The sequence below is a fragment of the Nocardioides pocheonensis genome (assembly GCF_003725535.1).
Classification (GTDB): domain Bacteria; phylum Actinomycetota; class Actinomycetes; order Propionibacteriales; family Nocardioidaceae; genus Marmoricola; species Marmoricola pocheonensis.
Window position 1 is genome coordinate 195,996 of sequence record NZ_RJSF01000043.1, and the last position, 22,326, is coordinate 218,321.

Here is a 22,326-nt window from a genome sequence, read left to right on the forward strand (position 1 = left end):
GATGGTGCGGCCGTGATGTGGTTCTTCGCCGTCCTCATCGTGCTCGCGATCGGCGGGGTCGCGGTCGTCGCCTCCGGTCAGGGCGCTCCGCTCGCACCGGCGTACGACGACCGGCCCGACGCCGTCGTACCGACCGACCGGCCACTGACCGGCGACGACCTGAGGGCGGTGCGGTTCTCCACGGCGGTCCGCGGCTACCGCGCCAGCGAGGTCGACGCGCTGCTCGAAAGGCTCGCGGCACAGCTCGACGCATCCCCCCCTCAGGAGTCCGGTTCGGGCACACTGAGCCCGTGACTCCCGAACGCATCGCCTTCGTGCTCACTGCCCTCGCGGCCGTGGTCGTCGTGCTGACCCGGGTGCGGATGACCAGCCGCGAGGAGGAGGCCGCCGGACGGCTGGACATCCCTCGCCAGCTGGTGAACGTGCACACGGTCTTCGGGGTGCTCGCACTCGGGCTCTGGGGCACCTTCCTGTTCGCCCACGTCAGCACGGCGATCGGGTACGCCGGCCTCGCCTGCTGGTGGGTGACCAACGCGGCCGGCCTGCTTGTCCTCATGCGCTGGCTGCCCGCGCGCGGACGGCACGCGTCGGGTCCCGCGGCCGACTCGTGGGGCGAGGGGCCCGGCCTGTCGGTGCTCGGTCACGTGGGGCTGCTGGTCGGCTCGATCGTGTGGACCTACCTCTTGGTGGCGGGCAGACTGTCCTGATGCCCCGCCTCTCGGGTGTGCTGTCCTTCGTCCTGACGATCCTGCTCGTCCCAGCGGCCGGGCTCGCGCCCGCCGCCGACGCGCAGGGCCTGCACCCTCACGCAGCCGTGGCGTCGACGGTGTCGTCGTCGGCGGGCGCGGTGCTCGAGGAGCGGGTCATCGGGCACAGCGTCCTGGGCCGGCCGATCCGCGCCTGGCACCTCGGCGACCCGGCGTCTCCGGTGAAGGCGGTGTTCATCGGGGCGATGCACGGTGACGAGGCCCAGCCGTCGCGGATCCTGCAGAACCTGCGCGACGGCCGGACGATCATGGGCGCCGACGTCTGGGTGGTGCCGTTCATGAACCCCGACGGCGTGCACCGGCACACGCGCCGCAACGCCCACGGCGTCGACCTGAACCGCAACTTCCCGGTGCACTGGATCCGGCAGGGCGGCAGCTTCTACTCCGGCCCGCGGCCCGCCTCGGAGCCGGAGACCCAGGCGATGATGGCCTTCCTGGCGGAGATCCGGCCGGCGTACGTCGTGAGCTTCCACCAGCCGCTGTTCGGTGTGGACACGTCGTTCTCCAAGACCCGCGCGCTCGGCCGCCGCCTGAGCCGCTACCTCCGCCTCCCGCGGAAGCGGTTCAACTGCAACAACGGCTGCCACGGCACGATGACCCAGTGGTTCAACCAGACCCTCCCCGGAGCCGCGATCACCGTCGAGTACGCCCACCACCTGACCTTCCGGCAGAAGTACCGCACCGGCCCCCGCGGCCTCCTCCGCTCCGTCGGCGCCACTCGTTGAGTTGGGGGTTCGTACCCCTTGAGTGGGGTGTTCGTGCTCGTTCCGCGGAACGAACTCCCCACTGACCGGGGACAAACGCCCCACTCAACGGCCGTGGAAGGTGGGCTTCTCCTTGGCGAGGAAGGCGGCGACGGCGTTGCGGTGGTCCTCGGAGGCGCCGGTGAGGTTCATCTTGTCCCGCTCGAAGTCGAGCGACTCGACGAGGTCGTGGGTGCTGGAGAAGTTCACCGACTGGCGCATGGACGCGTAGGACAGGGTGGGGCCGGAGGCGAGGGTCGCGGCGAGGGTGGTGACCTCGGTGACCAGGTCGGCGTCCGGTACGACGGACGTGGCCAACCCGAGCTCGAGGGCCTTGCCCGAGTCGATCGTGCTGGGGAAGTACAGCAGCTCGATCGCCTTGGCCCGGCCGACCAGACGAGGGAGGGTCCAGGACGCGCCGGTGTCGCAGGAGAGCGCGACGCCGGGGAAGGCGAGGTTGAACCCTGCCGACTCGGCCACCACGCGCAGGTCGCAGGCGAACGCCAGGCTCGCACCGGCGCCGGCGGCCACTCCGTTGATCGCGGCGATCACCGGCTTCGGCATGGTCGCGAGCGCCGTCACGGTCGGGTTGTAGTGCTTCTCGACCGTCGTGAACAGCTGGTCGGAGCCGCCGCTCTCGAGCAGCTGCACGTGCTCCTTGAGGTCCTGGCCGACGCAGAAGGCCCGGCCGGTGCCGGTGAGCACCACGCAGCGGACGGCGTCGTCCTCGGCCGCCTCGACCACGGTGTCCCGGAGCAGCTCCTTGGTGGCGATGTCCAGGCTGTTCATCGCCTCGGGCCGGTTGAGGGTGATCGTCGCGACGCCCTCGGTGAGGTCGTAGGTCACGGGCTGCGGGTCGGTCATGTGCGGGCTCCTGCTTCGGTCGGGGTCAGGCACTGGTCGATGAACCGGGTGGCTGCGGGGAGGAGTCGGGCGGCGTGCTCGTCGAAGAATGCCGCAGCACGTCGACCGGGCCAGTCGGGGGGCAGCAACGCGGGCGGCAGCCCCGGGTCGCTGAAGAGGAACTTGCGCCAGCTGTGCAGCAGCTCGGACCGTACGACGAACGCGGTGACCGGGTCCGCCCCGGGACCCGCCCTGCCGACCAGTCGGGTCGCCACGGTCAGCCACGCCTCGTAGCTCTCGGCGAGCGCCGTGACGTCGAAGGCCTCCAGCAGCCGCGGCAGCGGACCGACGTCGGCGCTGCTGAGGCACACCGCCGAGATGCCCTCGTCGGCGAGGAGCCGGTCGACCTCCTCGGAGGCGTGCGGGCTGACCCAGGTGCTGTCGCTGATCGGCGCGAGGCCCAGGAAGCGGAGCTGGCTGCGGACCCGCTCGCGTCGGCTCCGGTCCGCGATCGGCGACAGCACGCGCAGGTGCCAGCGGCCGTCCCAGTCGGTGTGATCGGTGCGGTAGATACGGGCGCCGGCGTGGTCCAGCCGCACGCGGGCCCGGTCGGTGACCGCGTAGCCCGGGACCGAGGTCCCGGCCACCTCGAGCTCCACGGGTGCGAGCCACCCCTGCGCGACCATGCGGGACACGGCGGTCCGCACCGCGGCCGCCCGGATCCCGAGCGGCTCGAGCAGCCGGATCAGCGCCGCGACGGGCGCGCTTCCGCCGCGGCCGAGGAGGTGGTCGCCGTACAGGTCGAACAGCGCGGAGCGGGCATGCACAGCCCGAGTCTGCCGCACGCGGGCGGATCGGATCGGGCGACGGCTACCGGTGCGGGCCCGGGCGCTCCGCGGCCGCGGACTACCACGAACGCCCGTAGCAGCGGCCGTGCCTCGCCGGGCGCACTTTCCGCGGATTGTCCGCCGTCGGCGGTCATGGGGAATAATGACCTCGGCAGCGTCATACGTCTTGAAGCGGCGCTCGGATTCTCGCAAAGGAAGAGGTGTGCGCATGGCGGCGATGAAGCCGCGGACCGGCGACGGGCCGCTCGAGGTCACCAAGGAGGGGCGCGGCATCGTGATGCGGGTCCCGCTCGAAGGCGGTGGTCGACTGGTGGTCGAGCTCAACGCGGAGGAAGCCGGCGCACTCGGCGACGCACTCAAGGACGTGGTCGGCTGACGCCGCCCCCAGGCATCACGAAGGCCCCGCCACCGCATCCGGTCGGCGGGGCCTTCGCGTAAGGTCGCTCCGTGCCGATGCCGCCCGCCTTCTCGCCCCCGGCGTTCTCCCAGAGCGAGGAGGCACCGTCGCGCACCGGCGTACCGGTGCTGGCTCTGGCGCTCCTCGACGACGACGGCGAGCTCGAGCTCGGTCCCGGTGCCGCGGAGCTCGCCGAGGACCTCGACCTCGACCTGCTCGAGCTGCTCGAGCCGCTGGGGCCCGGCGCACGGGCGGGCGACCTCACCACGCTCTCGCTGCCCGGGTACGTCGTCCACGTCGTCGGCGTCGGGGACACCGGGCCGACGGCACTGCGTCGCGCCGGGGCATCCTTGGCGCGGGCCACGCGGGGCTGCGACGCCGTGGCCTCGGCGGTGCAGGCCGTCGCGGACGAGGACGGCCTGACCGCGTTCGTCGCCGGCGCCGTGCTGGGCGCCTTCACCTACTCGCTGCGCACGCCGGGCGGCCCCGGCTCACCGGACCCCGCGGTCGCCCGCATCCTGCTGGCGTCCGGGCCCCGCGTCGAGGCCGCGGTGCTCGAGCGCGCCGAGGCGATCGCGCGGGCCGGCTGGGAAGCCAGGCGGCTCGCGGCCGTGCCGTCGAACATCAAGTCGCCGGCCTGGCTCGCCGACGAGATCGTCCGGATGGGCGAGGCGGCCGGGCTCCAGACCCGCGTCTGGGACGACGAGCAGCTGCGCAAGGAGGGCTTCGGTGGCATCGTCGCGGTCGGGCAGGCCTCCGCGACCCCACCCCGGCTGGTCCAGCTGGAGTACACCCCGCGCCGGTCGAGGCGGGTCCCGCACGTCGTCCTGGTCGGCAAGGGAATCACGTTCGACACCGGCGGGCTCTCGATCAAGCCCGGCGAGAGCATGGTGAACATGAAGCGCGACATGACCGGCGCCGGAGTGGTCGCCGCGACCCTGTGCGCGCTGGGCGCGGTCGGCTCGCAGGTCCGCGTGACCGGCCTGATGGCGATCGCCGAGAACGCGATCGGCGGCAGCGCCCTCCGCCCCGGCGACGTGATCCGGCACTGGGGCGGCCGCACCACCGAGGTCACCAACACCGACGCCGAAGGCCGGCTCGTGCTCGCCGACGCGCTGCAGTACGCCGCGACGAAGCTGCGCCCCGACCTCCTCGTCGACGTCGCCACCCTGACCGGCGCGATGAAGGTGGCCCTCGGGCTGAGCACCGGTGGGTACTTCGCCACCGACGACGCGGTCGCCGCCCTGATCGACGCGGCCGCGGTGTCCTCCGGTGAGCGGATGTGGCGGATGCCGCTGGCCGAGGTCTACGAACCGCTGCTCGAGTCGAAGGTCGCCGACGCCGACAACGCGCCGCGCCAGGCGCAGGCGATCTCGGCCGCCCTCTTCCTCCAGCACTTCACCGGTGGCCTGCCGTGGGCGCACCTCGACATCGCCTCGGTGGGCGACTCGGTCCGGGAGAACTTTGAGTGGACCAAGGGCCCGACCGGCTTCGGAGCCCGCCTGCTGCTGCACTGGCTGGGCTCGGCCCAGCCCCTGGAAGGAGTTCGCACATGACCGCCACCCCGATGCCCGGGCTCACCGTGCGCTGGTCCCTCGCCGACGCGCCCGACGGCGCCGAGGAGGCCCTGGCCGCGTACGTCGAGAGGACCTCGCACGCGCGGTTCACGGGCATGGCCGGGCTCCGTTTCAAGACCTGGCGGATGCGCCCGCGCGAGTGGTTCGAGGGGTGCTACGTCTTCGTCGACGAGGCCGCGCGCGACGCGTTCGAGACCGCCTTCACGGCGACCGCCGCCGAGTCGCCGGGCTCGCAGCTGGTCGGGTCGGCCCCGATCCTCATCGAGCCGTGCAGCATCGTCGCGGTCGCCGAGGGCGGGGCAGGGTTCGCCGCTCCCGCTCGCTACGCGGTCGGCGGCTGACCGGCCTCAGACGTCCTCGAGGTCGCCGACCTCGGGTACCTCGCCGGTGGCCTCCTGCGCCGGCTCGCGCTTGACGGCGGCTGGGTCCGGCAGGGCCCAGGTGGCGACCACGCTCAGGGCCGCCCAGCACAGCACCAGCGCGACCAGGTAGCGGGTCAGCGCGACGTCCAGCGGCAGCGTCCGGTCGACCAGCGCCAGCCAGAGCGCGGGCGAGGAGACGATGGTCGCGCCGCCGATCACGCCCCCGGACAGCGGGCTCATCGGAGGGCACCCGGGAGAGGTGTCATGCAGTCACCGCCATTCGGTCGGGGGAGACCACGCCGACCGACCGCACCGTCGCGGCGCCGACGAGCTCCTGGTAGGACAGCACCGGAAGCTGGTGGAACGAGGGCCGCAGCAGCCGCCGCAGGGCGGAGCGGATCTGCGGTGAGCAGACCAGCACGGGGTGGTGGCCGGAGTTCTCGGCGGACGTGAGCAGCCCGGAGACCTGGTGCAGCACGGACTGGCCGAGCTCGGGGTCCAGGGCGATCACGGTGCCGTGCTCGGTCGGACGCAGGTCCTCGAGCATGCGCTGCTCGAGCTGCGGGTCGAGGCTCATCACGTGGATCGCGCCGTCGGCGACGTACGGCGCGACGATCGCCGGGCCGAGCGCCTGGCGAGCGGCGTCGACGAGCGAGTCGAGGTCCTTGGTGACGGCCGCCCGCAGCGAGAGCGCCTCGTAGATCCGGACCAGGTCGCGCACCGAGACGCCCTCGTCGAGCAGCGACTGGAGGACGCGCTGCACCTCGCCGAGGCTCAGTGCGGCCGGGGTCAGCTCGTCCACGACGACAGGGTGGGTCCGCTTCACGACGTCGGTGAGCATCCGCACGTCCTCGCGGCCGAGGAGCCGCGCGGCGTGCGTGGTGACCACCTCGGCGAGGTGCGTGGTGATCACGGAGGCACGGTCGACGACCGTCGCCCCGCCCATCTCGGCCTGGTTGCGCAGCTCGGCAGGGATCCACTTCGCCTCGAGGCCGAAGACCGGCTCCCGGGTGGGCTGGCCGGGCAGCGAGCCGAGGAAGTCGCCGATCGCGAGCACCGTGCCCGGGGGCGCCTCGCCGCGGGCGACCTCGATGCCGAACAGCTTGATCGCGTAGGTGCGCAGCGGCAGGTCCAGGTTGTCGCGGGTCCGCACGGGCGGCACCACGATGCCGATGTCGGAGGCCACCTTGCGGCGCAGGGCCTTGACCCGGTCGAGCAGGTCGCCCCCGGCGCTCGGGTCGACCAGGTCGATGATGTCCGCGGACAGCTCGAGGCCGAGTGGGTCCACGCGGATCTCAGCGGCGAGGATCTCCGGCGAGTCCGGCGACGGCAGTGCCAGCGCAGCGGCCTCGGACAGCTCCGGCTCGACCTCGTCGGCGACCCGCGTCGAGGCGAGCAGCACGATGCCACCGGCGATGATGAACGGGATCTTGGGCAGGCCCGGGATCAGGCACAGCGCCAGCGCGGCGAAGCCGGCCACGCGCATCGGCACCCGGTTGCTGGTCATCTGGCGCAGGATGTCCGAGCCCATGTCCTCCTCGCCGGTGGACCGCGTCACGATGAGGCCGGTCGCGACCGAGAGCAGCAGGGCGGGGATCTGGGAGACGAGGCCGTCACCGATCGACAGCAGGCTGTACGTCGACACCGCGTCGCCGAAGGGCATGTGCTTCTGCGCGACGCCGACGCCGAAGCCGCCGACCAGGTTCACCAGCGTGATCACGATCGCGGCGATCGCGTCGCCCTTCACGAACTTCGAGGCACCGTCCATCGCCCCGTAGAAGTCCGCCTCGGCGTGCACCTCGCGCCGACGGCGGCGTGCCTCCTCCTCGTCGATCAGCCCGGAGTTCAGGTCGGCGTCGATCGCCATCTGCTTGCCGGGCATCGCGTCCAGGGTGAACCGCGCGCCGACCTCGGCGACCCGGCCGGCACCGTTGGTGATGACCACGAACTGGATCACCAGCAGGATCGCGAACACGATCAGCCCGACCAGCAGCGAGCCGCCGACGACGAAGTGCCCGAAGGTGTCGATCACCTTGCCGGCGTACCCGTGCAGGAGGACGAGCCGGGTGGCGCTGACGTTGAGGGCCAGCCGGAAGAGCGTCATCACCAGGATGACCGCGGGGAACGCGGCGAAGTCCAGCGGCCGGTGGATGAACATCGCGGTGAGCAGGATCAGCAGCGCGCCGGTGATGTTGAGGGCGATGAACAGGTCGAGCAGGATCGCGGGCAGCGGGACGACCAGCATCACCACGATGAACACGATGCCGACCGGGACGCCGAGCTGCGTCGCACGCTTCATGGGCGGTTCGACTCCGTCGAGTTGCGGGGCGCGCCGTCCGTGGCGTGGGGTGACGGCCGTCCTGGGCGTCGAGGTCCCTATCGGCCGATCGCCGGAGGACCTGAGGGCTTCGAACGCCGTCTTCCGGCCGGTACGACGCTCGGCAGCTCGCCCTGGCCACGCGGGGTGTGGTGCTCGCCGCCGTGCTGGCCCTGGGTCCGGCGGCTGATCACGAACGCGAGCACCTGGGCGACCGCGGCGAACAGCTCGGGCGGGATCTCCTGCCCCACCTTGGTCGAGCGGTAGAGCGCGCGCGCGAGGGGGACGTCGCGCACGAGCGGGACCTTCTCGTCGGTGGCGAGCTCGCGGATCTTGGCCGCGATCGCGCCGGCCCCGCGTGCGACCACCCGGGGTGCCCCGCGCGCCGGCTCGTAGCGCAGGGCCACCGCGACGTGCGTGGGGTTGACCAGCACCACGTCGGCGGTCGGCACGTCGGCCATCATCCGGTTGCGTGCGGCGGCCAGCTGGCGCGACCGGATCGCGCTCTTGACCATCGGGTCGCCCTCGGACTGCTTGTGCTCCTGCTTGACCTCTTCCTTGCTCATCCGGGTCTGCTTGCCGACCCGGCGCCGTTGCATGGCGTAGTCGGCCGCGGCCATGCCCAGCCCGACGAACGCGATGTTGCGGACCAGGCCGAGCGCCCGGCCGCGCACGGTGTCGAGCACGGTCTCGACCGGCACCAGGCCGCCGATCAGCGGCATCACCGACCGGATCGTGGCGTAGACGAGGAGCGCGACGAACGCGCTCTTCAGCAGCATCTTGGCGCCCTCCCACAGGGCGTGCGGCCCGAAGATCCGCTTGGCTCCCTTGATCGGGTCGAGCTTGCTGAGCTTGGGCTTGAGCGACTTGGTGGCGAAGTACAGGCCGCCCTGGGCGAGCGCCGAGCCGACCCCGATCACCATGATCGAGCAGCCGAGGATCACGAGCGCGTAGATGATGTGCTGGCCGCCCTGGCCGAGCAGGCCCAGGGCCCGTTCGGGCGTCGCCCGGTCGCCGAGGCTCAGGCAGGTCACCATCAGCTGCTGCAGCGACCCGAGCTCCCGGGAGAGCAGCGTCGGCGCCGCGGCACCGACGACGAGCAGGGACGCCCAGCCGCCGAGCTCCTGGGTGCGCGGGACCTGTCCCTCCTTGCGCGACTCCTTGCGGCGCCGGGCGGTGGGCTTCTCGGTCTTCTCCGAACTCATCCGCGTCCTCGCTCCGCTGCGGGCGCGGGCGAGGCTCCCACCGCACTGTGCCTGATGGTGAGCTCGCTGCGCTCGCTCACGGTGCCCCCGCAATCGTCGAGGTGGCCTGGTTGGCCAGGTCGATGAGCCGACTCATCGCCTCCGGAAGCACCGGGAACGACAGCCCGACCAGGAGGAGGGTGAGGCCGATCTTCGCCGGGAACATCACGTTGATCGCGTTCAGCTGCGGCGCCACCTTCGTGAGGAGCGCCAGGCCGAGGTCGGCGATGAACAGCACCGCGATCATCGGCAGGGCGATCTGCACCGCCGTGGTGAAGAACATCCCGAACGCGGTGACCAGCATGTCGGTGGGCCCGCTGATGTGCGGGCTCTTGCCCAGGGGCAGGAACTGGAAGGTCTTGAGCAGGCCCCCGATCACCAGCAGGTGCCCGCCGCTGGCGAAGAGCAGCATGGTCGCGAGCATCTGGTGGAACTTGCCGAAGATCGTGTTCATCGTGAGACCGAGCGGGTCGAAGCCCTGGGCGAGGGCGAAGCCGCCGAACAGGTCGATGAGGCTCCCGGCCGTGGCGATCGCCTGGAACAGCAGGTAGGTGATGAACCCCATCCCCGCGCCGATCAGCACCTGCGTCACGACGTTGACCGCGAGCTCGGCGAAGCCGACCGGGATGTCGCCCGAGAGCGTCGGCGACACCGCGAAGGCCAGGCCCAGGGAGAGCACCACCTTGGCCATCGAGGGCACCGCCCGCGAGGAGAACGGCGGCACGATCGCGAACCACGCCAGGATGCGCACCGAGGCGAGCAGGTAGGCGATCAGCGGCTCGCCGGCCAGGGTGAGGGTCACGACAGGGGTGCCTTCAGCCCAGCAGGGAGGGAATGCCCTCGAACAGGTTGACGGTGAAGTCCACGAGGGTGTGCAGCATCCAGTTGCCGCACACGAGCAGCGCGATGCCGACCCCGATGACCTTGGGGACGAACGCCAGCGTGAACTCCTGGATCTGGGTCATCGACTGGAACAGCGAGATCGTGAACCCGATGACCAGCGAGGTGACCAGGATCGGCGCGGAGAGCTTCAGCGCGACCAGCATGGTCTGCAGGGCGAGGGAGATGATCGTGGTGTCGGACATGGCGCCGTTCCCTACCCGGTTCCGTAGCTGGCCACGACGGACCGGATCACCAGGCCCCACCCGTCGACGAGCACGAACAGCAGGAGCTTGAACGGCAGCGACACCATCACGGGCGGCATCATCATCATGCCCAGTGCCATCAGGGCCCCGCTGACGACGATGTCGATCACGAGGAACGGGATGAACACGATGAACCCGATGATGAAGGCCTGCTTGAGCTCGCTGAGCACGAACGCCGGCACGAGCGTCGCCATCGAGACGTCGTCCTTGTTCTTGGGCAGGTCGCGCTTGGCCACGCTGGTCAGCAGGGTGAGCTCGTCCTTGTTCGTGTGCTCGAGCATGAAGCCCTTCAGCGGCTTCACGCCGTCCTGGTAGGCCTGCGCGCTGGTCTTGGTGCCGTGCAGGTAGGGCTGCACGCCGGCTTCGTTGATGCTGCTCAGCACCGGGGACATGATGAACAGGCTCAGGAACAGCGCGAGGCCGGCGAGCACCTGGTTCGGCGGCGTCTGCTGCAGGCCGAGCGCGTTGCGGGTCAGGCCGAGGACCACGAGGATCTTGGTGAAGCTCGTGCAGGTGAGCAGGATCGCCGGCAGCAGCGAGAGCAGGGTCAGCGCGATGATCACGGTGACCGAGGTGCTCGGCTTGTTCGTGAGCCCGCCCAGGTCGACGGTCACCGAGGTGTCGGTGCCCGTGCCGGTGCCCGTGGGCCCGTTCGGCCCGTGGGGACCCGGTACGTCGGGCATCCGGACGTCGATCGCGCTGACCGGCCCGACGCGAGGCGCCGTGACCGGCGTACCGGAGGAGGCGGCGGCGGTGCGCGCGGTGACGGCCGAGGGGTCGGCGGACGCTGCTCCGGCGGGCGCCAGCACCAGCACGACGCCGGCGGCCAGGCCGAGGGCGAGCGTGCCCAGGACCTGCACGAGTCGCCGGGTCACGAGGCCCGCCGGCCGGTGGCCCGGTTGGCGGCCTGGCTGGCCACGTGGAACGCCTGCCGCCAGGTCTGCACCGACAGGACCGACCCGGCGAGCGGCCCCCGCTGCAGCGGGTCGGCGATCATCGGACGCTGGTTCCGGACCGCGTGCCGGACCCCGAGGGTGTCCAGCGTCGCGATCTCGTCGGTCTCGTCGAGGGGGTCGACCAGGTCCGTGGCGAGGGCGAGGTCGGCCTCGCCGTCCAGCTCCTCCGGCTCCAGCTCGGTGAGGATGCTGACCTGGTGCTCGGTGGTGCCGAGGACGAGGACGCGCGAGCCCACCGTGACCACGGCGACCGCCGAGGTGCGGCTCAGCGGCTGCCGGTGCACCACGCGGACGAGCGCTCCGGCCTGGCCGCGGAACTTGCGCGCGCCCACCCGGGCGAGCACGAGGAGGAGACCGACGACGATCGCGAGGGAGACGATCAGCCGGATGGTGAGCTCGAGCATCGGGCGTCAGACCGCCCTGGCGTCGTCGACGATCTCGGTGACCCGCAGGCCGAAGTCCTCGTCGACGACGACGACCTCGCCCCGCGCGATCAGGCGGCCGTTGACCAGCAGGTCGGCCGGGCTGCCGGCCGCCCGGTCGAGCTCGAGCACGGCGCCGGGCGTGAGGGCGAGCAGGTCGCGCACGGTCATGCGGGTGCGGCCGAGCTCGACGGTCACCTCCATGTCGACGCCGTGGAGCATCTCGATACCGCGGGTCGCGGGCAGCGGGGTGACCGACCCGCCGGCGGCGACCGGCTGGCCCACGGGCTGGGCGACGGGCTCGGCAACGGGCTGGGCAACGGGCTGGGCAACCGGCTGGGTGACCGGCTGTGCGGGCGCCGGCGGCGCCGCGTCGACGACGGTGTCCGCGAGCTGCTGGGCCGCGGTGGGCTCGGGCTGAGCGGCGACCGGGGCGGCCGCGACGTCGACCGGCTGGTCGAGCAGGTGGTCCTGGATCAGGATGGAGGCGGCGATGCCGGCGCCGATCAGGGGCACCACGGTGAAGTCCGCGCCCAGGTCGGAGACCACCAGGTCGAGGTCGACCGTGCGCGCGGCCCGGGCGGCGACACCGAGGGTGGCGGCGACGGCGTCGAGGGCCGGCTGGGTCGCGGCCGCGAGGTCGAGCCCCTCGAGCGGGCTGGCGGCGAGCGCGTCGGTGAGCTCCTCGCCGACGAGCACGGCGATCCGGCCGGTCCGGGCGCCCTCGAGCTCGGCGATCGCGGCTCCGGAGAACGCGGCCGTGACGTGCTCGTTGCCCGGCTGCGCCCCGGCGGCCATGAGCGGCTCCACCGACGGCAGCACGGCCGCGGCGGCGGTGGCCGCGGCCAGCGCGAGGTCCGCACCGGTCGGGTGGTCGAGCGGGGAGGTGGTCATCGGTTCTCCTTACGGGTGCCCACGATGAGGGCGGCGAGGCGCTGGCCCTGGGCGCCGGCGGTGGCGTGGGCAAAGGTCACGTCGTCCACGGTCACGTCGAGCGGTGCGGACGAGGGGTGGTTGAGGCGCAGGACGGCACCCGGCTCGAGGGTCGTGAGCGCGTCGGGGGCGAGGTGGGTGGCGCGGAAGCGCACGGCGACGTCCAGCGGGACGCTCTGGAACCGCGTCTGCAGCTGCTGGGCGGCTTCCGCGCGCTTGAGGCGCTCGCGCTCGGAGGCCGGGGCCGGGGCGGCGGCGGAGGTCAGGTGGGGGAGCAGCCCGCTGAAGGGCAGGCAGACCGTCAGCTGGTTCTGCCGCTCGTCGATCCGCAGGTCGAAGGTGCAGACCACCATCACGTCGGCAGCGCCCGCGACCTGCGCGAACTGGGGGCTGTACTCGATGCCGCGCACGGCGGGCTCGAGCGGCACGATCGCGGCGAGGGAGTAGCGCATCTCGCCGAGCAGCCGCTCGATGAGGCCGCCGATGACGCCGCTCTCGATCTCGGTCAGCGGGCGCTCGGGCTGGTCGGTGTGTCCGGGCCCGCCGAGCATGTGGTCGACGCAGGCCATCGTCGCCACCAGCGGGATCTCGAGCACGCCGAGGCCCGGCATCGGGTCGGCCGAGAACATGGTGAGGTACGTCGAGGCGTCCAGCGAGTCGACGTACTCGGCGTAGCTGCGCTGCTCGATGGAGGCCAGCGAGACCTGGCACACGGTGCGCAGCGAGGACGTGAACACGGTGGTCGACTGGCGCGCGAAGCCGTCGAAGCCGAGCTGGAGGATGCGCGAGTGCTCCCGGGAGAGCTGGATCGGCCGCCGGAAGTCGTAGGGCACCGGCGCGACGGTGCCCGCACGCCTGCGGGCGCGCGAGGACGTCGAGCCCGACCGCGCGGGGGACGCTGACCCAAGGAGACTCACGGGGGTCGAATCGGCGCGGTCGGCGCCGACCTGAGTGAAACTGGCCAAGGACGTTTCGCCCGCCGGGTTCCGGCGGGCGAGCCGACCTGGACTACTGGGTGACGAATTCGGTGAAGTACACCCCCATCACGTCCCCGTCGTAGCTCTTGCCGAGCTTGTCCTCCAGCGCCTTCTTGTACGTCGCCCGCTTGGCCGGGTCGTTCACCGCGTCCATCGGGAGGCCGCTGAACTCCTCGATGGTCGCGTCGAGCGCCTTGCTGCCGTCCACCTTCGCGGCGCCGGCGACCAGCTGCAGGGCGATCCCCACCCGCAGGTAGTGGGACGCGGAGAGGTTCACCTGGATCGGCTCGAGCGTGACCACGTCCCCGGGCTTCGGCGGCCCCGGAGGCGGGCTGGGCTTGAGGAAGAACCAGTAGCCGCCGCCGCCGATCGCCAGCACGGCGACGAGGATCACGATCAGCTTCTTCTTGCTGCGGCCGCCCTTGGCGGCGGCGTCGGCCTCGTCCTGGGTGGGTGTCTGGGGTATCGCGGTCACGGTCATGAGAGCCCTCCTCCGGCTCCTTGCTCCTGCATCACCTGGGTGATCAGGGCTCTGGTCTCACTGGGCAGTGTCGAGAGGATCACGATGTCCACGCGCTTGTTGATCCGCTGGGATCCGGGCTTGGACGGGTCCACGAGCGGCTTCTCGTGGCCGAACGCCGACGCCGTCATCCGGTCGGCCGGCACGCGGTCGACCTCGTTGAGGTGGCGCAGGACGGTCACCGCGCGGGCCGCGGAGAGCTCCCAGTCGGTGGGGTAGAACTTCGGCTTGACCTTCACCTGGTTGGTGTGGCCGTCGATCTCGAGCGGGTCGGGGATGTCACGCAGCACCGGCGCCAGGGTGTCGACGACCAGCTGGCCCCGGGGTGAGAGCGTCGCGAGGTTCGGCTCGAACACCACGTGCCGCGAGACCAGGCTGACCACCAGGCCGCGGTTGTCGATCGAGGCCTGGACGTCGTCCTGGAGGTGGTGCGCGCGGAGGGCCCGGTTCAGCCGCTCGAGCAGCGCCTTGAGCCGGTCGACCTCGGAGCGCGCGTCGGCCAGGCGGGCCTGCTGCACGGCGTCCTCGTGCGCCGCGATCGCCTTCGACGTCGCCGAGGTCTTCATGCTCTTGGGGTCGAGGGACAGCTGCTGCGGGGCGATCGCCTCGGCTGCGCTCTCGCCCTGCTGGTCCAGGATCGACGACGATCCCTCCTTGATCGAGGGCGACTGCCCGAAGCCGACGGCGAGGCCGGCGCGGAGCTGGTCGAACTTCTTCTGGTCCACCTGGCTCATCGCGAACATGACGATGAAGAGCACCATCAGCAGGGTCACCATGTCGGCGTACGTCACCAGCCAGCGCTCGTGGTTCTCGTGCTCCTCCTCGTGCCCGGAGGAGCGGCGACGGCGTGACATCAGGCCGCCTCGACCTCGGCGCGCTCCCGCGAGGGGAGCAGCGACGTGAGCTTCTGGGCGATGATGCGCGGGTTCGAACCGGCCTGGATCGCCGCGACTCCCTCGATCGCGAGCTCCATCCGGTCGCACTCGAGCTGTCCGAGGCGCTTGAGCCGGCTGCTCAGCGGCAGCCAGAGCACGTTGGCCGAGGTGACGCCCCACAGGGTGGCGACGAACGCCCCGGCGATCAGCGGCCCGAGCTCGTCGGGGGTGGTGAGGTTCTCCAGCACGTGCACCAGGCCCATGACCGTGCCGATGATGCCGATCGTGGGTGCGTAGGCGCCGGCGTCGGCGAAGAACTTCGCGGCCTGGCGGTCCTCGCCGCGCTTGGCGTGCACCTCGGCCTCGAGGATGTCGCGCAGCTCCTCGGGGTCGGTGCCGTCGATCGCCATCGTGACGCCCTTGACCAGGAAGGGGTCGTCGATCGTGGTCAGGGTCTCCTCCAGCGCGAGCAGGCCCTCGCGGCGGGCGCGCTCGGCGAGCGTGACGATCTCGGGGATCATCGCGGAGGCCGGCTCGACCTTGCCCGTGAAGGCGCGCACCATCGACCCGACGATGTTCTTCGCGTCGCTCATGGTGCCACCGGCGATGCTGACCAGGATCGTGGTGCCGAAGACGAGCAGCAGCGGCGGTCCGAGGATGAGGCTGGAGGGGTTGCCGCCTTCGAGGACGTTGGCGGCGATGACGACCGCGAAGCCGCCGGCGATGCCGATTGCGGGTGCGAGGTCCATCAGCACTCCCCGTGGGGACGAGCCAGCGGGACGAGGTTGGAGCGCTCGGACGACGCGTGCTCGGGCTCGTTGCCGCGTGCGCTCCTCAGCGGCGGGGGCGGTGCCTCGGCGATCTGGGAGCCGAAGGCGACCACCTGGCTGCGGTAGTCGCGGACCGCGTCGACGATGGTCTCCAGCGACTCCGAGACCACGTACTTCTTGCCGTCGATCAGGGTGATCACGGTGTCAGGCGTGCAGTCGATGCGCTCGATCAGGTCGGAGTTCAGCACGAACGCCGATCCCGAGAGCCGCGTGAGCGTGATCATGTGCGCACCTTCCTTGTGCCTGGAACCCGGGCCGTCCATGGCCCTTCGAGGAGGTAGATCGGCTGCCTGTCGCCGTACTTGAGCGGTTGGGGCGAAGCGCCGGGAGCAGGTGCTTCCGGTCCGGTCACGCCCGGACGCGCCGAAGCGCCGCAGGCGGGGGATGACCCCACGCCTGCGACGCCTCGACAGCGTGCGTCAGCGCTTGATGTTGACCAGGTCCTCGAGCACCTGGTCGGACGTCGTGATCACGCGCGAGCTCGCCTGGAACCCGCGCTGGGCGAGGATCAGGTTGGTGAACTCCGCGGACAGGTCCACGTTCGACATCTCCAGCGCACCGCCCACGAGCGTGCCCAGGCGGCCCTGGCCGGCGACGCCGAGCTGGGCGACGCCGGAGTTGGCCGACTGCCGGAACGACGTCTCGCCGACCTTCTCCAGGCCCATCGGGTTGTTGAAGTTGGCCAGCGCGAGCTGGGCCATGTCGCGCTGGACGCCGTCGTCGAAGATGCCGCGCAGCTTGCCGTCGGCACCGATGTTGTACGACGTCAGCTGGACGCCGGCCGGCACCGGCGGGGTCAGCGCGCCCGTGTTGAGGGTGACGTCGATCAGGCCGCCGGTGGGCAGGCCCGCCGCGTCGAGGGCGTAGCCCTGGACCCGGTTGCCGGTGGGGGTGACCAGCGTGCCGTTGTTGTCGAAGGTGAACGCGCCGGCCCGGGTGTAGAGCTGCTCGTTGCCCTTCTGCACGACGAACATGCCGTCGCCCTGGATCATCAGGTCCGTGGGACGCCCGGTGGTCTGGGCGGCACCCTGGTTGAAGTTGGTGTTGGTGGCCGCGAGCTGCACGCCGAGCCCGACCTGCATGGGGTTCGTGCCTCCCCGGGTGGCGTTCGCGCTGGAGGCTGCGGTGAGCATCTGGCTCAGCGTGTCCTGGAACACCGTCGACGAGGACTTGAAGCCGATCGTGTTCGCGTTGGCGATGTTGTTGCCGGTGACGTCGAGCATGGTCTGGTTGACGCGGAGCCCGCTGATGCCGGCGAAGAGTGAGCGAAGCATGGTGTGTCCTAACCGTTCGGTGGCCTCAGGCGGCCGGGTTGGTGGTGGAGTTCTTGTCGGTGACGGAGACGACGGAGGCGAGCGGGAGGGTGGTCCCGTTGACGTCGAGCTCGGGTCCCTTGGCCCCGAACGTCACGCTCGAGACGACCCCGCTCTTGCTGGCGCCGTCGGAGTCGAGCCAGCTGACCTGCTTGCCGATCAGCCCGCTGGCGCCGAACGCCATCTGGGCCGAGAGCAGCATCGAGGTCTGGTCGGCGACGTTCTGCATCTTCTCCAGCGCGGTGAACTGGGCCGACTGGGACAGGAACTGGCTCGAGTCGGTCGGGTTCATCGGGTCCTGGTACTTCATCTGCGCGACGAGGAGCTGCAGGAACATGTCCTTGTCCGCAGACGTCTTCGTCGTGCCGGCCGTCGACGAAGCCGTCGTCGTGCCGAACATGCCGGGGGTCACGGACTCGGTGGCCGGGATCGACATCGTTCCCTCCTCACATGGTCACGTCGACACCCGAGGGGGTGCGCGTGACCGACTGGACCGGCCGGGGCGCGCTCGCCCCGGTGGTGCTGCTGATCTGCCGGCCGTCCGTGGCTTCGTGCTCCGCACGCGTCCCTGCGTGCTGGTCCTGGGACCGGTTGTCCCCGGCACCGAGGCCCGCGCCCTGACCGAGGTCGGGGCCGGTGCCGGATCCGGTGTCGGAACCGGTGCTGGTTCCGGTGGTGGGTGCGGTCGCTCCGGAGAGGTCGCGCACGGCGATGCGGGTCTCGGTCGCGCCGGCCCGCTCGAGCAGCCGGCTCAGCTCGGTGGATCCCTCGAGCAGGGCCTGCTGCGCCTCGTGCCCGGCCGCGAGGCGCACGTGCACCGCGCCGTCGCGCACGGTCATCACGACCCGCACCTCGCCGAGTGCCTCGGGCTTGAGGGTGAGCGTGATCCGGTGGGTGCCGTTGCCGCGGGAGACCAGGCTGGTCACCTCGGGGAAGACCTGTCCGCCGACGTGCGCGGCCGGTGCGGTCGCGGTCGCGGGGGCGGTTCCCGCTGCCGGCGCTGCAGTCGCCGTCGTCGGCACGAGGCCGAGCAGTACGTCGCCCTGGGGACGACCACCCGGGTCCCCGTGCTGGCCGAGGCTCTGGCCGCTGTCGCCGGCGGCGGTCGGGGCGGCGGGCGCCGCGGGTGTCGCCGTCACGTCGGCGGCCGGGCCACCGGCCGGGTCCGAGGCGTGGTGGCTGGATGTGCCGTGTCCGGCCGCGCCCTTCGCGACGCCGTCCGTGGCGGGGAGACCCTGCCCGGTGGAGGCGGCGGTGACCCCGGGGGCCGAGCCGTCGGACGGTCCGGTGCCGGTGGGCGTCACCTGAGGCATCGGAGCGACCACGGCCGTCAGCCCGGCGGCGGCCGCGGCCAGGGCCGCGTCCTTCCCGGTGTCCGTCTCGGTGCCTGCCGTGGGGTCGGCCGGGTCCGGACCGGCGGACGCACCGGCGCTCGTCCCGGTGGCTCCGGGCAGGGCCGGCGTGGCGCCGACGACGGTCGCGGCCGGCGTACCGGTGGCGGCCCCCGGGGTCCCGGTGCCTGCGGACGCGCTGTCCGGCGCGCCCCCGAGCGCGTCGGCGAGGGCCTGCTGGACCAGGGCGAGGAAGTCGCCGGGCACGGTGGCTGCCGCGCCCGGCTCGGCCGCGCCGGCCGGCACGACCGCGGGTGCGGGGGCGGTGGGTGTGATGGTCATGCGGCCGCCTTCATGAGGGACATGACGTTGCGCACGTAGCGCTGCGTCTCGGGATAGGGCGGGACGCCCTGGTACTTCAGGACGGCTCCCGGGCCGGCGTTGTACGCCGCCAGGGCGAGCTCGGTGCTGCCGAACCGGTGGGTCAGGTCGCGCAGCATCCGGGCGGCACCGTCGATCGCCTGGGCCGGGTCGAGCGGGTTGACGCCGAGGTGCTTCGCGGTGCCGGGCATCAGCTGCATCAGCCCCTGGGCGCCGGCCCGGCTCACCGCCGACGGGTTGTAGCCCGACTCCTGCTTGGCGACGGCGGAGAGGAGGGCCGCCGGTACGCCGTACTTCTGCGCCGCGGCTGCGAACATGCCGTCGTACGGCGTGGCGCCGGCGGTGGTCCGGAAGGCGGTCCCGGTGATCGCGTTCCACCCGTTGACCGTGCCCGCCGAGGCGGTGGCGCCGGTGGCGCCGGTGGTGCCCGCCGTGGCCGCGGTGCCGGCGTCCGGGAGGATCCGCCGGATGATCGGGCTGCCGTAGACGTCGCTGATCCGGATGTTCGTGCCCGGGCGCGCGGCCTCGATCATCTTGCCGTCGCCGATGTAGATCGCCACGTGGTCGGCGCCGTTGTTCCGGCTCGAGTTGTCCCAGGCCAGGATGTCGCCGGGCTGGGCGTCGGCGAGGCTGGCGACCGGACGACCTGAGCGCGCCTGGTCGGCCGAGATCCGCGGCAGGTCGTAGCCGAGGTCCTTGTAGACCCGCTGCACCAGCCCGGAGCAGTCCAGGCCCTTGGTCGGGTCGGTGCCGCCCCAGATGTAGGGGAGGCCGAGGTACTTCTTCGCGTCCTCGACGACCGCCTGGCCGTCCCCGCTGCCGGTGCCGCCCGACGCGGTCGGCGTCGACGTGGCGTCGAGCGCGGCGGCGAAGTCCGAGCCGCTGGTCGCCGTCGTACCGGTGGTGGCCGCCGGGTTGAGCAGCGCCAGCTGCGCCTGGATCTGCTGGATCCGGGCGGTCACGTCCGTGACGCTCATGCGCCCTCCCGCTCGGACGCGCGGCGCTGCCACCGCTGCACGGCGATCTCGTCGAGCTCGCGGGCCTCGCGGCGCGCGGCCTCGGCCCGCGTGGCCTCGGCGCGCCGCTCGATCAGTGCCTCCACCGCCGCGAGCCGGGCCCGGTCCAGCGCCCACTGCGCGTACGCCGCCTCGCTGACCGTGCGGTGCGCGGCGACGTCGAACTCCGCGGACCGGATCGCCGCGCTGAGCGCGTCCAGCGAGGCCCGCAGCGCCAGGAACGAACCGGCCGAGCCCGAGTCGAAGAAGCTCCCGCTCTCGAGGCGTCCGCGGAGCTCGGCCACACGGGCCTCGTGCAGCCGCTGCTCGGCGAGCGCCTGCTGGAGACCGGTCCGGCTGTCCTGCTCGCGCACGCCGCGCACGCGCTCGACCGCCCGCATGCCGTCCTGGCTGCGGTTGTCCTGGGCGCTCATGCGGCCACCAGCTCGTGCAGGCGCGACCAGGTCTCGGCCAGCGGCGTCGACTCGTCCATCGGCTGCCGCAGGAACGCGTCGATGTCCGGCATCAGGTCCAGTGCCCGGTCGGCGTCGTGGTCGGCGCCGGAGACGTAGGCCCCGATCTCGACCAGCTCGCGGACGTCGCGGTGGGCGGCGAGCATCCGGCGCAGCGCGGTCGCGTCCGCGCGCTGACCCGGGCCGGTGACCGCGCTCGTCGTCCGGGAGATCGACTCGAGGACGTCGATGCTCGGGAAGTGCCCCGAGGTGGCGAGCCGACGTGAGAGCACGACGTGCCCGTCGAGGATCGAGCGCGCGGTGTCGCCGATCGGGTCCTGGAGGTCGTCGCCCTCGACCAGCACCGTGTAGAGCCCGGTGATGCTGCCGTGCGCCGAGGTGCCGGCGCGCTCGAGCAGCCGGGGCAGGAGCCCGAAGACGCTCGGCGGGTAGCCGCGGGTCGCGGGCGGCTCGCCCGCGGAGAGCCCGATCTCGCGCTGCGCCATGGCGACCCGGGTGAGGCTGTCCATCATCAGCACCACGTGGCGGCCGGCGTCGCGGAAGGACTCGGCGATGCGGGTGGCGACGAACGCCGCACGCAGCCGCTCGACCGGAGGCGCGTCGCTCGTCGCGACGACCACCACCGAGCGGGCGAGACCCTCGGGCCCGAGGTCGTTGTCGAGGAACTCGCGCACCTCGCGTCCACGCTCGCCGACGAGCGCGATCACCGAGACCTCGGCGTCCGTGCCCCGGGCGACCATCGAGAGCAGGCTCGACTTGCCCACGCCGGAGCCCGCCATGATGCCGATCCGCTGGCCGCGACCGCAGGGCACCAGCGCGTCCAGGGCGCGCACGCCGAGGCCGAGCTGGTGGTCGATCCGCGGGCGGCTCAGCGCCGGCGGGGCGCTGTGCTCGACCGGGACCGCGGGCAGGTGGTCGAGCGACGGTCCGCCGTCCACGGGTCGGCCCAGCCCGTCGAGCACCCGGCCGCGCAGGGCGTCGCCGACGTGGATGTGCAGCGGGCCACCGGTGTGGCGCACGAGCGCTCCGGCCTGGAGCCCGGACGTGCTGGTCAGCGGAAGGCAGACGAGGCCTCGAGGTCCGCTCGCGGCGACCTCGGCGAGCGCCGGCGTCGGTCCCTCGATCTCCACGAGGTCCCCGACCGCGGCCGGGAGGCCGGTGACGAGCAGGTGCAGGCCGACGAGCTCCACGACGCGTCCGAGCCGCAGCGGCGCGGCGGCGCGCAGCGCCCGGTGCCGCACGTAGGGCGTCAACGTGGTCATGCGCGCCTCCCTGAGAAGGTCTGGCGCAGGCGTGCGGACGCGCATGACCACGGGTGGCTGTGCTGTATCGGTCGCTCGCTCATGAGAGCACCTCCCGCACCCGCTCGAGCGCGGTCCGGAAGCGCATGTCGATCACGTGGTCGGAGGTCTCGGCGAGGGCGTCGCCCCAGGCGAGCGCCGGGTCGTTGACCACCTTGATGCCGTGGTCGGCCAGCTCGGCGAGGTCGGCCGCGGTGAGCTCGGCCGCGTGGTCGGGGTGCAGGTGGAGCTTGGCGATCGGCTCGGTCGGCGCCAGCTGCAGCGCCCGGCGTACGACGTCGGGGCCGGTGGCGCTGCGCAGCTCGTGCCCCACCAGCTCACGGGTGAGGTCCCAGGCCAGCGTGGTCGCCTGCTCCTCGACGTGTGCGGCCATCCCGTCGACGGCCTCGTGCAGGCGTGCCGCGGCGAGCTCGAGGGCAGCCACCGCGGCGCGGTGCTCGCGCTCGCGCTCCTCCTCGGCCTCGAGCCGGTCCTGCTCTGCGGCGTCGGCCTCGATCCGGGCCCGCTCTCGCGCGGCACGCTGGCCGGCGGCCCAGCCGACGGCGTAGCCCTGCGACCGGGCGGCGGTGCGGGTGCTCTCGGCGAGGGCCGAGAGGGTCTCCTCGGTGACCGCGTCGCCGAGGACCGCGCTGTCCCCGAAGCGGGTCCAGACGCCGGTCCGCAGCTCCGGGGTCGCCAGCCGGGTCAGGCTCTCGGTGGACGCGACCACGGCGACCTGTCCGGCCGCCGTGGTCGCGAGCTCGGATTTCGAGACACGCGGTTCCGGCCTCGTCCCT

Annotated in this window: 28 protein-coding genes; 6 read left to right on the forward strand and 22 right to left on the reverse strand. The window is 72.3% G+C overall.

The genetic code is table 11. The annotated features are described in order from the left end of the window. Positions 1-15: 15 nt before the first annotated feature. The 3 genes from EFL26_RS16895 to EFL26_RS16905 are packed head-to-tail and all read left to right on the forward strand — an operon-like array spanning position 16 to position 1,492. Positions 16-294: a DivIVA domain-containing protein gene (locus tag EFL26_RS16895; protein ID WP_123224076.1), complete on the forward strand. Its 279-nt coding sequence runs from the start codon at positions 16-18 to the stop codon at positions 292-294. Then, positions 291-707, forward strand: coding sequence for a hypothetical protein (locus tag EFL26_RS16900; RefSeq protein WP_123224077.1), 417 nt, complete (start codon positions 291-293; stop codon positions 705-707). Before EFL26_RS16895 ends, EFL26_RS16900 begins: the two co-directional genes overlap by 4 nt. After that, positions 707-1,492, forward strand: coding sequence for a M14 family zinc carboxypeptidase (locus EFL26_RS16905; RefSeq protein WP_123224078.1), 786 nt, complete (start codon positions 707-709; stop codon positions 1,490-1,492). The genes EFL26_RS16900 and EFL26_RS16905 overlap by 1 nt, the downstream gene beginning before the upstream one ends. Before the next feature lie 84 nt (positions 1,493-1,576). Here the strand turns inward: EFL26_RS16905 and EFL26_RS16910 are convergent, their stop codons facing one another. Both EFL26_RS16910 and EFL26_RS16915 read right to left on the reverse strand, forming a co-directional pair. Then, entirely contained in the window at positions 1,577-2,374 is a 798-nt protein-coding gene (locus EFL26_RS16910; protein WP_123224079.1) for an enoyl-CoA hydratase-related protein, read from the reverse strand. Continuing rightward, entirely contained in the window at positions 2,371-3,180 is an 810-nt protein-coding gene (locus tag EFL26_RS16915) for a PaaX family transcriptional regulator (RefSeq protein ID WP_123224080.1), read from the reverse strand. Before EFL26_RS16915 ends, EFL26_RS16910 begins: the two co-directional genes overlap by 4 nt. A 229-nt stretch (positions 3,181-3,409) precedes the next feature. Here EFL26_RS16915 and EFL26_RS16920 point away from each other — a divergent pair, with 229 nt between their 5' ends. The 3 genes from EFL26_RS16920 to EFL26_RS16930 all read left to right on the forward strand — a co-directional run bounded on the left by EFL26_RS16920 (position 3,410) and on the right by EFL26_RS16930 (position 5,516). Next, positions 3,410-3,577 (forward strand): DUF3117 domain-containing protein, encoded by a 168-nt coding sequence (locus EFL26_RS16920; protein ID WP_082574674.1) that lies wholly within the window; start codon positions 3,410-3,412, stop codon positions 3,575-3,577. A 77-nt stretch (positions 3,578-3,654) separates the two neighbouring features. Next, the gene (locus EFL26_RS16925; RefSeq protein WP_123224082.1) at positions 3,655-5,154 is read left to right on the forward strand and encodes a leucyl aminopeptidase family protein; all 1,500 of its coding nucleotides are present in this window, start codon (positions 3,655-3,657) and stop codon (positions 5,152-5,154) included. After that, on the forward strand, positions 5,151-5,516 hold the full coding sequence (locus EFL26_RS16930; protein WP_246000240.1) for a hypothetical protein: 366 nt from the start codon (positions 5,151-5,153) through the stop codon (positions 5,514-5,516). Before EFL26_RS16925 ends, EFL26_RS16930 begins: the two co-directional genes overlap by 4 nt. Positions 5,517-5,522: 6 nt before the next feature. On the opposite strand, the gene EFL26_RS16935 is transcribed toward EFL26_RS16930, so the two are convergent. From EFL26_RS16935 to EFL26_RS17030, 20 genes are all read right to left on the reverse strand, one after another. Next, a complete protein-coding gene (locus tag EFL26_RS16935; RefSeq protein WP_123224083.1) occupies positions 5,523-5,777 on the reverse strand; it encodes a hypothetical protein in 255 nt (84 codons plus the stop codon). Positions 5,778-5,799: 22 nt separating this feature from the next. Continuing rightward, positions 5,800-7,836, reverse strand: coding sequence for a flagellar biosynthesis protein FlhA (flhA, locus tag EFL26_RS16940; RefSeq protein WP_123224084.1), 2,037 nt, complete (start codon positions 7,834-7,836; stop codon positions 5,800-5,802). A gap of 77 nt (positions 7,837-7,913) precedes the next feature. Beyond that, the gene (locus EFL26_RS16945) at positions 7,914-9,059 is read right to left on the reverse strand and encodes an EscU/YscU/HrcU family type III secretion system export apparatus switch protein (protein ID WP_123224085.1); all 1,146 of its coding nucleotides are present in this window, start codon (positions 9,057-9,059) and stop codon (positions 7,914-7,916) included. A gap of 76 nt (positions 9,060-9,135) precedes the next feature. After that, positions 9,136-9,900: a flagellar biosynthetic protein FliR gene (locus tag EFL26_RS16950; RefSeq protein WP_123224086.1), complete on the reverse strand. Its 765-nt coding sequence runs from the start codon at positions 9,898-9,900 to the stop codon at positions 9,136-9,138. A gap of 13 nt (positions 9,901-9,913) precedes the next feature. Beyond that, on the reverse strand, positions 9,914-10,183 hold the full coding sequence (gene fliQ, locus EFL26_RS16955) for a flagellar biosynthesis protein FliQ (RefSeq protein ID WP_123224087.1): 270 nt from the start codon (positions 10,181-10,183) through the stop codon (positions 9,914-9,916). An 11-nt stretch (positions 10,184-10,194) separates the two neighbouring features. Beyond that, positions 10,195-11,118 carry a flagellar type III secretion system pore protein FliP gene (fliP, locus tag EFL26_RS16960; RefSeq protein WP_183408234.1) on the reverse strand — a complete coding sequence of 308 codons (924 nt, stop codon included), beginning with the start codon at positions 11,116-11,118 and terminating at the stop codon, positions 10,195-10,197. Further along, positions 11,115-11,603: a FliO/MopB family protein gene (locus tag EFL26_RS16965; RefSeq protein ID WP_123224088.1), complete on the reverse strand. Its 489-nt coding sequence runs from the start codon at positions 11,601-11,603 to the stop codon at positions 11,115-11,117. The genes fliP and EFL26_RS16965 overlap by 4 nt, the downstream gene beginning before the upstream one ends. Before the next feature lie 6 nt (positions 11,604-11,609). Continuing rightward, on the reverse strand, positions 11,610-12,515 hold the full coding sequence (gene fliN / locus EFL26_RS16970) for a flagellar motor switch protein FliN (RefSeq protein ID WP_123224089.1): 906 nt from the start codon (positions 12,513-12,515) through the stop codon (positions 11,610-11,612). Next, positions 12,512-13,387, reverse strand: a complete 876-nt coding sequence (locus tag EFL26_RS16975; protein ID WP_246000241.1) for a flagellar motor switch protein FliM — start codon at positions 13,385-13,387, stop codon at positions 12,512-12,514. Before EFL26_RS16975 ends, fliN begins: the two co-directional genes overlap by 4 nt. 175 nt (positions 13,388-13,562) lie before the next feature. Further along, positions 13,563-14,012, reverse strand: a complete 450-nt coding sequence (locus EFL26_RS16980; RefSeq protein WP_123224091.1) for a flagellar basal body-associated FliL family protein — start codon at positions 14,010-14,012, stop codon at positions 13,563-13,565. Next, the gene (locus EFL26_RS16985; protein ID WP_123224092.1) at positions 14,009-14,905 is read right to left on the reverse strand and encodes a flagellar motor protein MotB; all 897 of its coding nucleotides are present in this window, start codon (positions 14,903-14,905) and stop codon (positions 14,009-14,011) included. The genes EFL26_RS16980 and EFL26_RS16985 overlap by 4 nt, the downstream gene beginning before the upstream one ends. Beyond that, positions 14,905-15,675 carry a motility protein A gene (locus tag EFL26_RS16990; RefSeq protein ID WP_123224093.1) on the reverse strand — a complete coding sequence of 257 codons (771 nt, stop codon included), beginning with the start codon at positions 15,673-15,675 and terminating at the stop codon, positions 14,905-14,907. The genes EFL26_RS16985 and EFL26_RS16990 overlap by 1 nt, the downstream gene beginning before the upstream one ends. After that, on the reverse strand, positions 15,675-15,980 hold the full coding sequence (locus tag EFL26_RS16995; RefSeq protein WP_123224094.1) for a flagellar FlbD family protein: 306 nt from the start codon (positions 15,978-15,980) through the stop codon (positions 15,675-15,677). Before EFL26_RS16995 ends, EFL26_RS16990 begins: the two co-directional genes overlap by 1 nt. 195 nt (positions 15,981-16,175) lie before the next feature. Continuing rightward, a complete protein-coding gene (locus EFL26_RS17000; protein ID WP_123224095.1) occupies positions 16,176-17,030 on the reverse strand; it encodes a flagellar hook-basal body complex protein in 855 nt (284 codons plus the stop codon). Positions 17,031-17,055: 25 nt separating this feature from the next. Beyond that, positions 17,056-17,505 carry a flagellar hook capping FlgD N-terminal domain-containing protein gene (locus EFL26_RS17005; protein WP_123224096.1) on the reverse strand — a complete coding sequence of 150 codons (450 nt, stop codon included), beginning with the start codon at positions 17,503-17,505 and terminating at the stop codon, positions 17,056-17,058. Positions 17,506-17,515: 10 nt separating this feature from the next. Then, positions 17,516-18,742 (reverse strand): flagellar hook-length control protein FliK, encoded by a 1,227-nt coding sequence (locus EFL26_RS17010; protein WP_123224097.1) that lies wholly within the window; start codon positions 18,740-18,742, stop codon positions 17,516-17,518. Next, on the reverse strand, positions 18,739-19,758 hold the full coding sequence (locus EFL26_RS17015) for a transglycosylase SLT domain-containing protein (protein WP_123224098.1): 1,020 nt from the start codon (positions 19,756-19,758) through the stop codon (positions 18,739-18,741). The genes EFL26_RS17010 and EFL26_RS17015 overlap by 4 nt, the downstream gene beginning before the upstream one ends. After that, complete coding sequence (locus EFL26_RS17020) at positions 19,755-20,210, reverse strand: flagellar FliJ family protein (protein WP_123224099.1); 456 nt, start codon at positions 20,208-20,210, stop codon at positions 19,755-19,757. The genes EFL26_RS17015 and EFL26_RS17020 overlap by 4 nt, the downstream gene beginning before the upstream one ends. Then, complete coding sequence (locus EFL26_RS17025; protein WP_123224100.1) at positions 20,207-21,511, reverse strand: FliI/YscN family ATPase; 1,305 nt, start codon at positions 21,509-21,511, stop codon at positions 20,207-20,209. The genes EFL26_RS17020 and EFL26_RS17025 overlap by 4 nt, the downstream gene beginning before the upstream one ends. Positions 21,512-21,590: 79 nt before the next feature. Next, a complete protein-coding gene (locus tag EFL26_RS17030; protein WP_183408235.1) occupies positions 21,591-22,259 on the reverse strand; it encodes a FliH/SctL family protein in 669 nt (222 codons plus the stop codon). Positions 22,260-22,326 lie beyond the last annotated feature (67 nt).